We start from the raw sequence: 14,071 nt of genomic DNA on the forward strand, positions 1-14,071 counted from the left end.
TCACTCCGCCGGGGCCCGCGCCTTTCGTTCCCTGCCGACGGTCATCCCCCTCCGTAGGGGCAGGAGTCCCCGCCCTCGCGCGGGCAGGCGATGAGCGCGCGCGACACGTACTGCTGTGCCTTCGAGTAGTAGCCGAGGACCACGTCGTTCCCGGCCGCCAGCCGCAGCGTCTCCCGGACCCGCTGAAGCCGGTCCCAGACCGGGAAGTGTTCCTGGTCCACGGGAGGGTTCTGGGTCAGCTCCCCCTCGATCCAGGAAGCGGCCTCCTCCACCCCGGTGTACGTGGCCGCCACCTGCGCCGCGGACCGCCGCAGCCAGTCCTTGATCTCGATCGGCGGGTGGTCGGCCGGTACTTCACCGCGCCTGATCGCCGAGTCGGGATAGGACCGGCCGGTGTACGCGTACGCGTGCCAGTGCCGTCGTACGCCCTCCCTATCCCCCGACACGGGCGGCGGCCTTCCGCGCGACCTCGGCCACGTGCCCGGCTTCCAGGAGCAGGAGCGCCCCGATCAGGTACTCGCGGGTCCACCGGACGGCCGCGTCGGGTGCGGCCAGCAGGGAGGCCGGCGGGATCTCGGCCCGCAGCGCGGGGTCCACCAGGGCCTGGGAGAGGATCTCGCGCGTCATCTCGGACGCCAGCCAGTGGAACGTGCGCTCCTCGAGCGCGAACGTCAGGTGCAGGGAGGGCTCCCCGCCCACGGTGTACGGCGAGTGGACGTAACCGCGCGGCAGCCAGAAGACGTCACCGGGCTCCAGGGCGAAGGACTGGACAGGAGCCGTACGGGCGAGGTGGTGCCGCTCCTCGGAGGTGAACCCCCGCTCCAGGAAGTTCCCGTGCTCCGTCGTCGGGTTCTCCACGAAGGGCGGGTGCAGGGGCCACGCCTTCCGCCCGGAGAGCTGGACGACCAGCGTGACGTAGGGGTCGTAGTGGTACTTGAGTCCCTGCGCGCCCGGCGGGGTGAGGTACGCGTTCACGTGCACCGGGCAGCCGGTCTCGTCCTGGATCTCGCGGCGCAGGAGGCTCAGGGACGGTTTGACGGTCTGGAGCTGCCGGACGGAGACCGTGCCCCCGCCGTCGAGGTGGGCACGGACGGCACCGGGCCGGGGCATGTCACCGTCGATGTAGGCGTGCCGTTCCAGGACCTTCCCGTCCTTGAGCAGGACGACGTTGCGGGCGGGGAGGCATTCGGCGTCCACGAGGGCGTCGAATTCGGCGAGGGACCACAGGTGGGCCAGGTCGGCGGGGTCGCGGCGGAAGAGCGTCGGCCCGGTGGGCCACTTCTCCAGGATCTTGGGTACGTCGTCCACGAGATCGGCCAACGGCATTGCCAACTCCTTACAGGTGTGCGGGCGGGAGGAGGAGGCGGCCGGGGCCCCCACGCGAGGTGCGGACCCCGGCTCCGGGTCAGGCGTTCGCGTCGGCCCTGGCGATCCAGCCACGGGCGAAGGCGGTGATCTCCTCCGCGCTCATCCGCAGCTCCCGGCCGGCTCCCCCGGGCTTGCTGTCACCGAGCGCGTATCCGCCGCCGTGCAGCTCGGCGAGCGTGATGCAGCTCTCCATGTTCCCGTCGTTGTCCGTTCCGCCGCCGCAGAGCGCGGCGAAGTCGCCGGACACTTCCCGCTCGTACAGATCACTCATTACGGTGGGTCTCCTGTCTCTGTCTTCGATGTCTTCGATGGGGACTGGGTCCCGCCCCCGGACGGTCTTGCCGGACATCACCGGGGGCGGGACGCGACCGCCGCCTCTGGAACGAGGGAGCGGAGTCGTGGGGGTTCACCCGGGAGGGCGGAGAACCTCAACCGGACCCGTTTACGCAGGTCAGCGCCGCTCTTCCGGCGGGGCGTCCCTCTTCAGGGTCATCTTCGGCGGGTCGTGCGGGTGGTTGCGGATCTCCACCACGCAGTCCACGGCGGCGGACTCGTCGTGCTGCGGGCCCCGGCGCGTGTAGTGGTCGAACCACTGGACCAGGTACGCGCACGGCGTGCACCCGGCTACTGGTTCGGGCCGGGGCCGGAGCCCGTGGTCGGCGGAGAGGACTAGCACGGGGGTGGTGAGGACCCGGATGCGCGCCCACTCCTCCCCGGTCGGCGCGCGCAGGTCCCCGGGCGAGGCGGCCCACTCGGCCCCGCCACCCGGAGGCCGTACGTACACGCTCCCGCTCTGCGTACGGGAGACCTGACCGAGCCGGACCGTCTCCCCACCGGTGTCGGCGACGAAGACGCCGGCGGCGGGGAGGGACGGGGGGTTGTTGCACACGGGCACGACTGCTCCTCTCTGTAGGGATTTCACTCCAGGTGGCGTCAGCGTGACCTAGGGTCAGAACTCCTTCAACTGGCCAACTAGTCGCAAGAGAAGGAAGAGTTGTGGTCAATCGCAAGGAGCTGAGGCCGGAGAGCAGCCCGCAAGCGGCGTACGGTGCGCATCTCCGCAGGCAGCGCGAGCTTTGCGGCTGGAGTCAGGAGGATCTGGCCGCGCGCATGGGATGCTCCGGTCAACACATCTCAGCCGTAGAGACTGGTCGCAAACCGCCGACTCTCCCCTTCTCGCGGAAGGCGGATCAGGTGTTAGGCACCGCAGAAGCGAGGGATTCGTTCGAGCGCCAGTGGCACGAAATGCGGCGTGGCAGCCTGTTGGAAGGGTTTCCTGAGTACGTCGAGTACGAGAGACGGGCCGTCGAGCTCCGAATCTTCGAGATCGGGATCGTTCCAGGACTCCTGCAGACCCCGGAGTACGCGCACGCGGTGAACATGGCGGACGTACGACGCGGATTGATCACGCAGCAACAGGGCGAAGAGCGCATCTCGTTCGTCGCCGAGCGACAAGCCGCCGTAGCACGGCGGTCACCCTTCATGCTCGTCGTGCTGGACGAGAGCTGCGTCCGCCGCCCAATCGGCGGCGCGGCCGTCATGGACGCCCAACTTCACCATCTGGTCGACTTCGCCGAGCGCCCGGACACCATGCTGCAGGTGGCCCCGATCTCCCTCGGAGAGCGTCGGCCGTTCAACCTCCCGGCCTCTACGGCCACCCTGGCGGACCGGTCTGTGATCGCGTACGGCGAATCCCACTTACGGGGCTTCGTGGAGCGGGAAATCACCGCCGTGAGGCCTGTGCTCGTACGGTTCCTTCAACTACAGGCCGTATGCCTGTCCCAAGCAGAATCCGTGGCGATGATCCAAGGAATCCGAAAGGGCACCTCGTGACGACCGAGTCCCCCTGCTGGTTCACCTCCTCCTACAGCACCACCGGCGGCGAGTGCATCGAGGTCGCCGCCAACCTCGTCCCCACCCACGGCACCGTCCCCGTCCGCGACTCAAAGCAGCCCGCCGGCCCCGCCCCCCTTCGTGGCCTGCGTCCGGGACGGCGGGTTCGGCGCCCGCTGAGGGGCCGTCCGTGCGGCGACGAAGCCGAAGAGGACGGCCCTCACGCCAGGAGGACCTCGACGGAGATCGTCACCGCCAGCACCACGTACACCGCGCACGCCCCGTAGTTCAGTACGGTCGTCGCCTTCGACGAGCCGGTGAGCCGGGTGCGGAAGAAGCCCGCCAGCATCCCGATGCCCCCGTAGAGCACCACCTCCATCAGGACGTTGATCGCGCCGAGGAGGGCCAACTGCATCCCGGGAGCCTCCGCGTTCCCCAGGAACTGCGGAAGAACCGCGAGGTAGAAGAGGATGATCTTCGGGTTCGTCAGGCTGATCAGCAGCCCGCGCAGGTACCACCGGCCCGCCCCGACGTCATCATGCTCCCCGATCGCGCTTCGCGCACTCCGCAGGGTCGTGTACGCCAGCCACAGCAGGTACGCCGCGCCCACGATCCTCACCGCGTCGAGCAGCGACGGGTGCGAGCGGGCGATCTCCCCCAGCCCGGCGACGACGGCGGTGGCGCAGACGCTCATGCCCGTCCCGATGCCGAGGATCGCCTTCAGCGCGGCCCGGCGGCCGCCCTCCAGGCCCACCGCGAGCATGTAGGCCATGTCGGGCCCGGGTGGGCCGAGGAAGAGCAGGATCACCGCGATGTAGCCCGGCAGTACCGATAAATCCACCATTGCCCGTCGCCTCCGGCCTCGTCGTGGTCGCCGTCCGTCTCCCCGTTCCCGTCCGGTCGATTCGGCCTCCGCGCGCACGGGAAACGCCCGGCCGGGGGCGGCCCCGGCCGGGCGTTCCGTCTCAGCGGGCCGCTACTCCGCCGGCCAGGGCACCTCCGGCGAGCGGTACCAGTCGATGCCCAGGGCCTCGAAGCGCGGGGCCTGTTCGGCGAGGCGGACCTTGTAGGTGTCCCAGTCGTGGGTCGCGGCCGGGGACCAGCCCAGTTCGGCCACGCCCGGCAGGCGCGGGAAGGCCATGACGTCGAGGTCGTCGGTGGTGGCGAGGGTCTCGGTCCAGAGGGGGGCCTCGACGCCCCGGACGGCGCTCGCGGGCGCGCCGGGCAGGTAGGCCGCCGGGTCCCAGTCGTAGGACCTGCGGACCTCGACGTACCCGGCCCAGGAGAGGCCGAGCTTCGTCTCCTTCGTGTACTTCATGTCGAGGTAGGTGCGGTCGGCGGGCGAGAGGATCAGGCCGGTGCCGTTCCGTGCGGTCTCGGCGACCCGCTCCTTCTCCGCCGCGGGGGTGCGGTCGAGGCCCCAGTACTGGACGAGGGCGCCGGGGGCGGGGGTGGTGCCGGTCAGCTGGTGCCAGCCGATGACGGTCTTGCCGTACTTGGCGACGACCGGCTGCACCTTGTCCATGAAGGCCACGTAGTCGGCGTGGCTGGTGGAGTGGGCCTCGTCGCCGCCGATGTGGAGGTAGCGGCCGGGGGTGAGGGCGGCGATCTCCCGGATCACGTCGTCGACGAAGTCGTACGTGACCGCCTTGGGCACGCACAGGGAGCTGAAGCCGACCTTGGTGCCGGTGTAGAGGGGCGGGGCGACGCCGTCGCAGTTGAGCTCGGGGTAGGAGGCGAGGGCCGCGTTGGTGTGGCCCGGCACGTCGATCTCCGGGATCACCTCCTGGTAGCGGGAGGCGGCGTACCGGACGATCTCCCGGTACTCCTCCTTGGTGTAGAAGCCGCCGGGGCCGCCGCCGACCTCGGTGGAGCCGCCGTGGGTGGTGAGGCGGGGCCAGGAGTCGACGGCGATGCGCCAGCCCTGGTCGTCGGAGAGGTGCAGGTGGAGGGTGTTCACCTTGTAGAGGGCGAGCTGGTCGATGTACCGCTTCACCTCGTCGACGGTGAAGAAGTGGCGGGCGACGTCGAGCATGGCGCCCCGGTAGGCGTAGCGCGGGGTGTCGGTGATCACGCCGCCCGCGACCTTCCAGGGGCCCTCCTGGACGCTTCCGCGCTCGACGGCGGAGGGCAGCTGCTGGCGCAGGGTCTGGACGCCGCGGAAGAGGCCGGCGGGCCGGTGGGCCGTCAGGGTGACGCCGTCCGGTCCGGAGCGGAGCCGGTAGCCCTCGTCGCCGAGGGCGGCTTCGCCGGCGCTGAGCCGGAGCCGGATGCCGCCGCGGGCCGCCTGCTCGTCGACGACGGGGAGCGGGAAGCCGGTGGCGGGCCGGAGCAGCCCGGCGAGGTAGCCGCCGACGGCCTTGGCCTCGGCGGAGCGGGTGTCCACCCCGATGCGGGTGGCGGTGGTGAGGGTGTAGGGCTCGCCCCCGGGGGTGACGGAGGCGGGCACGGGGACGATGCGGCCGAGCGGGCGGACCTCGGGCTCGGCGGCGGCCCGGCGGCCCGCCGCCCCGCCGTCGGTACCGGCATGGGCCTCGCCGCAGCCGACACCGGCGGTCGCGAGCAGGAGCAGGGATCCGATCAGGCGCGGAATCCTGAGGCGCTGTCTCACAGGCGGGCTCCCCTTCGGGTGGTCGACGCGTCTGATCTGTCTATATCCGCACCGGGTCCTCCCGTACCGTCGTGTTTCGGACGGACAAGGTCTAGGCCAATCGTCCGGATTGACAGGGAAAGCAGTGGACCCTGCCCGATTTCGGGCAGGATTCTTGCAACGGGGCGGAATCACCCCTCAGTATTCACGGGTGCTCGAACGCCGCCCGTCGCACGACGACCTCATCGACCACCTGGTCCGCAGCACCGCGCTCCAGCGCGGTGAGGCCGCCCGGGTGGTGCTCGACGTGCTGGCGTACTTCGACGAGACGGCCGAGGAGTTCGTCCGCCGCCGCCACCGCGAACTGCAGTCCGGCGGGGCCGTGAACGCCGAGATCTTCGAACGGATCGCGGCGGAGCTGCCGCACCGGGCCGTGGCACCGCCGGAGTTCTCGCTCCGGCAGCTGCGCCGGATCGTGTACGGCTGAGCGGCCGGGCCTCCCGGACCACCGCCCGGACGGCCGAGTACATCCACTGACCTGGAGGGGTTTCACCTTTATGTGCGGAATTGTCGGTTACATCGGTAAGCGCGACGTGGCACCGCTGCTGCTCGAGGGCCTGCAGCGCCTGGAGTACCGCGGATACGACTCCGCCGGCATGGTCGTCACCAGCCCGAAGGCCTCCGGCCTGAAGATGGTGAAGGCCAAGGGCCGGGTCCGCGACCTGGAGGCCCGCGTCCCCAAGCGCTTCACCGGCACCACCGGCATCGCCCACACCCGCTGGGCCACCCACGGCGCGCCGAGCGACGTCAACTCGCACCCGCACATGGACCCCGAGAACAAGGTCGCCGTCGTCCACAACGGCATCGTGGACAACGCCCAGGAGCTCCGCGCCAAGCTGGAGGCCGACGGCGTCGTCTTCGCCTCCGAGACGGACACCGAGGTCATCACCCACCTCATCGCCCGCTCCCAGGCCGAGACCCTGGAGGAGAAGGTCCGCGAGGCGCTCAAGGTCATCGAGGGCACCTACGGCATCGCCGTGATGCACGCCGACTTCAACGACCGCATCGTCGTCGCCCGCAACGGCTCCCCGGTCATCCTCGGCATCGGCGAGAAGGAGATGCTCGTCGCCTCCGACGTCGCCGCCCTGATCGCCCACACCCGCCAGGTCGTCACCCTCGACGACGGCGAGATGGCCACCCTCAAGGCCGACGACTTCCGCACGTACACCACCTCCGGCGCGACCACCACCGCCACCCCGGAGACCGTCGAGTGGGAGGCCGCCTCCTACGACATGGGCGGCCACGACACCTTCATGCACAAGGAGATCTCCGAGCAGCCCGACGCGGTCGACCGCGTGCTGCGCGGCCGGATCGACGACCGCTTCTCCACCGTGCACCTGGGCGGCCTGAACCTGGACCCGCGCGAGGCCCGCACCATCCGCCGCATCAAGATCCTCGGCTGCGGCACCTCGTACCACGCCGGCCTCATCGGCGCCGGGCTCATCGAGTCCATGGCCCGCATCCCCGCCGACGCCGAGCCGGCCTCGGAGTTCCGCTACCGCAACCCGGTCGTGGACCCCGACACCCTCTACATCGCCGTCTCCCAGTCCGGCGAGACCTACGACGTGCTCGCCGCCGTCCAGGAGCTGAAGCGGAAGGGCGCCCGCGTCCTCGGCGTCGTCAACGTGGTGGGCTCCGCCATCGCCCGCGAGGCCGACGGCGGCGTGTACGTCCACGCCGGGCCCGAGGTCTGCGTCGTCTCCACCAAGTGCTTCACCAACACGGTGACCGCCTTCGCGCTGCTCGCCCTGCACCTCGGCCGCATCCGCGACCTGTCCGTCACCGACGGCAAGCGGATCATCGAGGGCCTGCGCCGACTCCCCGCCCAGATCGAGGAGATCCTCAAGGGCGAGGACGAGATCAAGCGCCTCGCCGAGGAGTACGCGGGCGCCCAGTCGATGATGTTCATCGGGCGCGTGCGCGGCTACCCGGTCGCCCTGGAGGCCTCCCTCAAGCTCAAGGAGATCTCCTACATCCACGCCGAGGCCTACCCGGCCTCCGAGCTGAAGCACGGCCCGCTGGCCCTCATCGAGCCGGCCCTGCCGACGGTCGCGATCGTCCCCGACGACGACCTCCTGGAGAAGAACCGCGCCGCCCTGGAGGAGATCAAGGCCCGCAGCGGCCGCATCCTCGCGGTCGCGCACCAGCCGCAGGAGAAGGCCGACCACACCCTCGTGGTCCCGAAGAACGAGGACGAGCTGGACCCGATCCTCATGGGCATCCCGCTCCAGCTCTTCGCGTACCACACCGCCCTCGCCATGGGCCGCGACATCGACAAGCCGCGCAACCTGGCCAAGTCCGTCACGGTCGAGTAGCAGCGGGGTCCGGGCCTGTCCCCCGGACCCGCCGCCGGGCCTGTCCCCCGGCGCCGCCCGACCTGACACGCGACGGTCCCCGTGCACACACCTCCCGTGCACGGGGACCGTCGCACTTCCCGGCTCCGCGGATCCACCACGGAGGGAGGGCCGCTGGGGCCCCGGTCGAGGAGATGACGGCTCGGGGGCCGGTCAGGGGATGACGACGACGGGCCGCTGGGCGCGGCGGGCGAGCCGGCCGGCCACCGAGCCGAAGATCCGCCCGACGATCCCGTGCGTGGAACCGACCACGATCGCGTCGGCCGAGTACTCCCGGCCGACCTCCTCCAGCTCGTGGCAGATGTCGCCGCCGCGCTCGACCAGGATCCACGGCACCTCGGCCAGGTGCTCGGCGCAGGCCAGTTCCAGGCCGAGGACCTCGGTGCGGTGGTCCGGCACGTCGACGAAGACGGGGGGCTCGCAGCCGGCCCACACCGTGGTGGGCAGCCGGTTGGCCACGTGCACGATGATCAGGCCCGAGCCGGAGCGGCGGGCCATGCCGATGGCGTACGCGAGGGCGCGCTCACTGGACGTGGAGCCGTCGAAGCCGACGACGACCCCGTGCCGGAAGGCCGGGTCGCAGGCATGACGTGGCTGTTCGACCGCGAGGGGGTCGACCGTGGAGTCGGCGACGCGCTTGCGGTCCGCGGGTTCGGAGAATTCGTGACCGGCCATCGGTGTCTCGGCGAAGAGGGTCCTCGTGGGAAGGGACGGGAGAAGGGGGGAGGAACGACGGGTGACGGCGGAGCTGTGTCCGGGAATCATCTTCCCAAGCCCATACCCCCAAGGGTACGGCGGCACTCCTCTCCTGCCCAGGGCCCACCGCGCCGAGCCCGGCGGGCACACCGCTCGCGCACGGCGTTCCAGGGAGCATGCACGAGCGGTTCGGGATCTGGCAATGCCGGTTGTGTCCTACAAGTGTCCTTTCGGCGCCCGAACCGGACGCCCACGCGGGCCGACCCCGACACCCGTACGGGGGCGGATCCGGCGTCCGTACGGCGACGGGCACGGAGTCCGTACGGGAGCGGGCCCGGCGCCCGCACGGGGCCGAACGGCCGTCGCCGGGAGTGACCGGACCGTTCCGTTCCTCGTTGCCACAGGTCCGTCCCACCGTCGCCCACCGTCACAGGGAGAGCGCCCGTGCCCGTACCGCCGACCACCGCCGACCGGCCCCCCGTCACCCCCACCCCGACGCTCGCCGCACCCCGCGCCCACCGTCGCACGGGCGCCCCTCCCGCCACCGCCGCCGTGGAGACGGGGACGGCGAAGGGGGAGCAGGCCGCCGGCGACGTCGTCCGCTGGGCGGTCTTCTGCTGCGTCCTGGTCCCGGTGGTGCTCGTCGTCTACGGCACCTCGCTCGCCGGCGCGGCGGGCGCCGCCCTGGGCCTCGTCTCGGTGACGGCGGTCTGCCGGCTGCTGCTGCGGCGCTCGGAACGGGGTCTGCGCGCGGAGACCGTCCGCGGTGGACGCCGCGGCTAGTCGCGGAGGGGTTCGGGAGCCGTCCGGACCCCCTTCGAGTTGACAGGCTCGCACACCCGAGCCCATATGTTTTCAGCCAACTTACGGAACCCGGCGAGTCCTTGGCGTAACGATTGGCCAACCTCGGTCCCGACACCCCCGGAAGCCCCGTTGCAGGGGGTCACACCCCCCGCGTACCGGGGCGTTCTCCACGCCGGCGCGCCCCTCGGGAGCCACCGGGCGCACCTCCCCGCGATCGATCGCTTCACGCCAAGTTGCCTTGTCGACAATCCACCGGATGGAGAACTTGTCACCCCGGCGCCACGGGACGCAGTAGATTCGATCATGGGTACCGAAGACTGGGGTCTCGTGCAAAACCGAGGGGAAACGTGCAGGAGCGACACGACCAGGGAGACGCGAACACCGAGGGGGGCTTAGCGTCATGAGCCAGGACTCCACCGCACCGGAGGCCGGACGGAAACTGTCCGGGCGCCGGCGGCGCGAAGTCGTCGCGGTGCTGCTGTTCAGCGGCGGCCCCATCTTCGAGAGCTCCATCCCGCTCTCCGTGTTCGGCATCGACCGGCAGGACGCCGGAGTGCCACGTTACCGGCTGCTCGTCTGCGCCGGTGAGGAAGGACCGCTGCGGACCACCGGCGGGCTCGAACTCACCGCGCCGTACGGCCTGGAGGCCATCGGCAGAGCAGGCACCGTCGTCGTCCCGGCCTGGCGGTCGATCACCTCGCCGCCGCCGCCGGAGGCGCTCGACGCGCTGCGCCGCGCGCACGAGGAGGGGGCCAGGATCGTCGGGCTGTGCACCGGGGCGTTCGTCCTGGCCGCGGCCGGACTGCTCGACGGCCGCCCGGCGACCACGCACTGGATGTACGCGCCGACGCTCGCCAAGCGCTACCCGTCGGTCCACGTGGACCCGCGGGAGCTCTTCGTCGACGACGGGGACGTGCTGACCTCCGCCGGCACCGCGGCCGGAATCGATCTGTGTCTGCACATCGTGCGGACCGACCACGGCACGGAGGCCGCGGGCGCCCTGGCGCGCCGCCTGGTCGTCCCGCCGCGGCGCAGCGGCGGTCAGGAGCGCTACCTCGACAGGTCTTTACCCGAGGAGATCGGCGCCGACCCGCTGGCCGAGGTCGTCGCCTGGGCGCTCGAACACCTCCACGAGCAGTTCGACGTGGAGACGCTCGCGGCGCGCGCGTACATGTCACGGCGGACCTTCGACCGCCGGTTCCGCTCCCTCACGGGCTCGGCCCCGCTCCAGTGGCTGATCACCCAGCGGGTGCTCCAGGCGCAGCGGCTGCTCGAAACCTCCGACTACTCGGTCGACGAGGTGGCGGGCAGGTGCGGCTTCCGCTCCCCGGTGGCGCTGCGCGGCCACTTCCGGCGCCAGCTCGGCTCCTCGCCGGCGGCCTACCGGGCGGCGTACCGCGCCCGGCGTCCGCAGGGCGAGGTCGGCACGGCGGTGCTCGACCCGGTCGTGCCCGCCCAGGTCACGGCCGGCGCCCGCCGGCCCGGCCCGCCGCCGGAGCCGGGGAAGCCGCAGTCCGACGCCTACGCTCCCGGGCGCCCCTCACTCCCGGGCCAGCGCAGCGCGCCGTAACCGAAGACCCGCGGCCACAAGCCGCGCACCGCAGGAACGACGGGCGTCCGGGGACACCTCCCCCGGGCGCCCGTCGGGCTGCCGGGCCGGGTCCCGCACCCCCTAAGGTGGACGCATGAACGATCGCTTGGTGTGGATCGACTGCGAGATGACCGGGCTCTCGCTGACGGACGACGCACTCATCGAGGTGGCCGCGCTGGTCACCGACTCGGAACTGAACGTGCTCGGCGACGGCGTGGACATCGTGATCCGGCCGCCGGACGCGGCCCTGGAGACCATGCCGGAGATCGTGCGCCAGATGCACACGGCCTCGGGACTGCTCGACGAGCTGGCGGGCGGCACCACCCTCGCCGACGCCGAGGCCCGGGTCCTCGCCTACATCCGCGAGCACGTCAAGGAGCCCGGCAAGGCGCCGCTGTGCGGGAACTCGGTCTCCACCGACCGCGGCTTCCTCGCCCGCGACATGCCCGCCCTGGAGGGCCATCTGCACTACCGGATCGTCGATGTCTCCTCGGTCAAGGAACTGGCCCGCCGCTGGTACCCGAGGGCGTACTTCAACAGTCCGGAGAAGAGCGGCAACCACCGGGCGCTCGCCGACATCCGCGAGTCCATCGCCGAGCTGCGCTACTACCGCGAGGCGGTCTTCGTCCCGCCGCCCGGCCCCGACTCGGAGACCGCCAAGCGGATCGCGGCGCGCCACGTGCTCTCCGGGGAATAGACCGGGGAGGCTCGCGCCCTCGAACGCCCCTGCGGGAAACGTGGGCGCGAGCACCCTCCCGGACCCTGTAGACTTCTTCTCGGCCGGTCGGGGAATCCCTCGGGAACACCGCCGGTCATGGTGGGTATAGCTCAGCTGGCAGAGCACCTGGTTGTGGTCCAGGATGTCGCGGGTTCAAGTCCCGTTACTCACCCTGAGGGCCGAGGCCCCGGTTCGGAAGAACCGGGGCCTCGGTCGTTTCCGTGTGTCCGCGCCGGACGCCGCCGGACGCCCCCGCCCCTCATCCGTTCGGACCAGGCGGGCGCCCCCCCGCCCCGCACCCCCTGCTAGCTTCCCCTTATGTCCTATATCGTCAGGTTTTCTCCTGCCGCCGGGGGTGGGGTGAGGGTGGATGGGAATCCTGCGTGACCATCCCGAGCTCGTCCTCTTCCTCTCCCTCGCGGCCGGCTACCTCGTCGGCAAGCTGCGTGTCGGCCCCATCACCCTCGGTGGCATCTGCGGCACCCTGATCGTCTCGCTGCTCCTCGGGGCCTGGACCAAGGCCACCGTCTCCGACGACGTGAAGACGATCTTCTTCGCGCTCTTCATCTTCTCGCTCGGCTACATGGCGGGGCCGCAGTTCTTCGCCAACCTCAACAAGAAGAGCCTCCGCTTCTTCGCCCTCTGCCTCATCGAGGTCGTCTGCGTCGTCGGCATCGCCCTCGGCCTCGCGGAGGCCTTCGACCTCGACGTCGGCACCGCCGCGGGCATCCTCGCCGGCGCCGCCACCGAGTCGGCGGTCGTCGGCACGGCCACCGAGTCCATCGCCAAGCTGAGCGACCTGACCCAGGAGCAGATCACCCAGTACCAGGGCCACGTGGCCACCGCGTACACCGTCTGCTACCTGTTCGGCCTCGTCACCATCGTCATCTACACCAGCCAGATCATGCCGATGCTGATGCGGATCAACCTCCGGGACGCCTCGCGCGAGCTCTGGGAGCGGATGCGCGGCGAGGGGGGCGGGCTGGAGTCCGACGAGCGCGAGGCGCTCCCGGGCCTGGTCGGCCGGACGTTCCTGGTCACGCACGCGGACGGGGCCGTGGTCGGCGACCTGGAGCGTTCGCTGGGCGGCCGGGTCACCGTCGAGGCGGTGAAGCGGGGCAGCAAGGTGCTCACCCCTCCCCCGCCCGGCTTCACGCTCACCCTCTCCGACCTGGTGCTCGCCGTCGGCCGGCGGGCCAACATCATCGAGGCGGGCAGGGTCATCGGCCCCGAGACGCCGGCCGTCCCCGGTCTGGACACCCCGCTCGCCACCACCCAGGTCTCCCTGACCGACAAGGGCGTCTCCGGCAAGTCCCTGGACACCCTCTCCAGGGAGCACCCGGAGTTCTCCTCCGGCGGGGTGTACGTGACGGACGTGCTGCGCAACGACCAGCACCTGCCCGCCACCCCCGAGACCGTCGTCGACCGCGGCGACGTGCTCACCCTGGTGGGCGCCCGCTCGGGCCTGGGCAAGCTGGCGTCCCGGATCGGCGCGACCGTGAAGAACGACGCCACGGACTTCATCTACCTGGGCCTCGGCATCGTCTGCGGCTCGCTCCTCGGCCAGGTCGTGGTCGAGTTCGGCGACGTCCCCCTGTCGCTCGGCACCGGCGGCGGCTGTCTGATCTCCGGACTGCTCTTCGGCTGGTTCCGGTCCCGCACCCAGACCTTCGGCGCCTTCCCCCCGCAGGCCGCCTCCACCCTCAAGGACATGGGCCTGGCGATCTTCATCGCCTGCACGGGCCTGGTGTCGGGCCCGCAGGCCTGGCCGCTGCTCAAGGAGTACGGGGCGCTGCTGCCGTTCGCGGGGATCGCGATGGTCCTGGTGCCCGCGACGATCTCCCTGGTCGTCGGCCGCAAGCTGCTGAAGATCGAGAAGCCGCTGCTCATCGGCGCCATCGCGGGCCAGCAGTGCTCGACCCCGGCCATCACCTCGATCACCCAGGTGGCCCAGAGCTCGGTCCCGATGCTCGGCTACACGATCACGTACACCCTCTCGAACTTCCTGCTCCCACTGACCGGGCCGCTGCTCGTCGGCATCCTGGGAGCGTGAGGCG

14 protein-coding genes, 1 tRNA gene and 1 pseudogene are annotated in these 14,071 nt (G+C 71.2%); 9 read left to right on the forward strand and 7 right to left on the reverse strand.

The features are described from left to right. Positions 1-41: 41 nt before the first annotated feature. The 4 genes from ACFY7E_RS07670 to ACFY7E_RS07685 form a co-directional block, all read right to left on the reverse strand. Positions 42-446 carry a hypothetical protein gene (locus ACFY7E_RS07670; protein WP_389481843.1) on the reverse strand — a complete coding sequence of 135 codons (405 nt, stop codon included), beginning with the start codon at positions 444-446 and terminating at the stop codon, positions 42-44. After that, positions 433-1,326 (reverse strand): JmjC domain-containing protein, encoded by an 894-nt coding sequence (locus tag ACFY7E_RS07675; protein ID WP_389481845.1) that lies wholly within the window; start codon positions 1,324-1,326, stop codon positions 433-435. The genes ACFY7E_RS07670 and ACFY7E_RS07675 overlap by 14 nt, the downstream gene beginning before the upstream one ends. A gap of 79 nt (positions 1,327-1,405) precedes the next feature. Continuing rightward, positions 1,406-1,639 carry a hypothetical protein gene (locus ACFY7E_RS07680; protein ID WP_053642243.1) on the reverse strand — a complete coding sequence of 78 codons (234 nt, stop codon included), beginning with the start codon at positions 1,637-1,639 and terminating at the stop codon, positions 1,406-1,408. A 180-nt stretch (positions 1,640-1,819) separates the two neighbouring features. Further along, on the reverse strand, positions 1,820-2,257 hold the full coding sequence (locus ACFY7E_RS07685; RefSeq protein WP_389481847.1) for a hypothetical protein: 438 nt from the start codon (positions 2,255-2,257) through the stop codon (positions 1,820-1,822). A gap of 107 nt (positions 2,258-2,364) precedes the next feature. On the opposite strand from ACFY7E_RS07685, the gene ACFY7E_RS07690 reads away from it, so the two are divergent. Next, positions 2,365-3,201, forward strand: a complete 837-nt coding sequence (locus tag ACFY7E_RS07690) for a helix-turn-helix transcriptional regulator (protein ID WP_389481849.1) — start codon at positions 2,365-2,367, stop codon at positions 3,199-3,201. Then, positions 3,198-3,332, forward strand: a pseudogene (locus ACFY7E_RS07695) (DUF397 domain-containing protein); the annotation flags it as partial. The gene ACFY7E_RS07690 and the pseudogene ACFY7E_RS07695, both read left to right, overlap by 4 nt. A gap of 89 nt (positions 3,333-3,421) precedes the next feature. On the opposite strand, the gene ACFY7E_RS07700 reads toward ACFY7E_RS07695, so the two are convergent. Beyond that, positions 3,422-4,045 carry a LysE family translocator gene (locus tag ACFY7E_RS07700; RefSeq protein ID WP_389481851.1) on the reverse strand — a complete coding sequence of 208 codons (624 nt, stop codon included), beginning with the start codon at positions 4,043-4,045 and terminating at the stop codon, positions 3,422-3,424. Positions 4,046-4,177: 132 nt separating this feature from the next. After that, on the reverse strand, positions 4,178-5,812 hold the full coding sequence (locus tag ACFY7E_RS07705) for a beta-N-acetylhexosaminidase (RefSeq protein ID WP_389481854.1): 1,635 nt from the start codon (positions 5,810-5,812) through the stop codon (positions 4,178-4,180). Between the two features lie 190 nt (positions 5,813-6,002). Between ACFY7E_RS07705 and ACFY7E_RS07710 the strand changes: the two genes are divergently transcribed. Together ACFY7E_RS07710 and glmS are read left to right on the forward strand one after the other, a co-directional pair. Then, on the forward strand, positions 6,003-6,278 hold the full coding sequence (locus ACFY7E_RS07710) for a hypothetical protein (protein ID WP_383434835.1): 276 nt from the start codon (positions 6,003-6,005) through the stop codon (positions 6,276-6,278). A 70-nt stretch (positions 6,279-6,348) separates the two neighbouring features. Then, the gene (gene glmS / locus ACFY7E_RS07715; protein ID WP_383434837.1) at positions 6,349-8,166 is read left to right on the forward strand and encodes a glutamine--fructose-6-phosphate transaminase (isomerizing); all 1,818 of its coding nucleotides are present in this window, start codon (positions 6,349-6,351) and stop codon (positions 8,164-8,166) included. Between the two features lie 192 nt (positions 8,167-8,358). Here glmS and ACFY7E_RS07720 read toward each other — a convergent pair whose 3' ends face one another. Beyond that, entirely contained in the window at positions 8,359-8,880 is a 522-nt protein-coding gene (locus ACFY7E_RS07720; protein ID WP_376231539.1) for a universal stress protein, read from the reverse strand. A 465-nt stretch (positions 8,881-9,345) separates the two neighbouring features. Between ACFY7E_RS07720 and ACFY7E_RS07725 the strand changes: the two genes are divergently transcribed. The 5 genes from ACFY7E_RS07725 to aspT all read left to right on the forward strand — a co-directional run bounded on the left by ACFY7E_RS07725 (position 9,346) and on the right by aspT (position 14,067). Next, a complete protein-coding gene (locus ACFY7E_RS07725; protein ID WP_389481857.1) occupies positions 9,346-9,684 on the forward strand; it encodes a hypothetical protein in 339 nt (112 codons plus the stop codon). Between the two features lie 421 nt (positions 9,685-10,105). Beyond that, a complete protein-coding gene (locus ACFY7E_RS07730) occupies positions 10,106-11,275 on the forward strand; it encodes a helix-turn-helix domain-containing protein (protein ID WP_383448059.1) in 1,170 nt (389 codons plus the stop codon). Between the two features lie 115 nt (positions 11,276-11,390). Continuing rightward, the gene (gene orn / locus ACFY7E_RS07735; protein ID WP_389481860.1) at positions 11,391-11,993 is read left to right on the forward strand and encodes an oligoribonuclease; all 603 of its coding nucleotides are present in this window, start codon (positions 11,391-11,393) and stop codon (positions 11,991-11,993) included. Positions 11,994-12,113: 120 nt separating this feature from the next. Continuing rightward, positions 12,114-12,186: transfer RNA gene (locus tag ACFY7E_RS07740), tRNA-His, on the forward strand. A gap of 198 nt (positions 12,187-12,384) precedes the next feature. Beyond that, positions 12,385-14,067, forward strand: coding sequence for an aspartate-alanine antiporter (gene aspT, locus ACFY7E_RS07745; RefSeq protein WP_389481862.1), 1,683 nt, complete (start codon positions 12,385-12,387; stop codon positions 14,065-14,067). Positions 14,068-14,071: the final 4 nt, after the last annotated feature.

Source organism: Streptomyces sp. NPDC012825 (assembly GCF_042900925.1).
Taxonomy (GTDB): domain Bacteria; phylum Actinomycetota; class Actinomycetes; order Streptomycetales; family Streptomycetaceae; genus Streptomyces.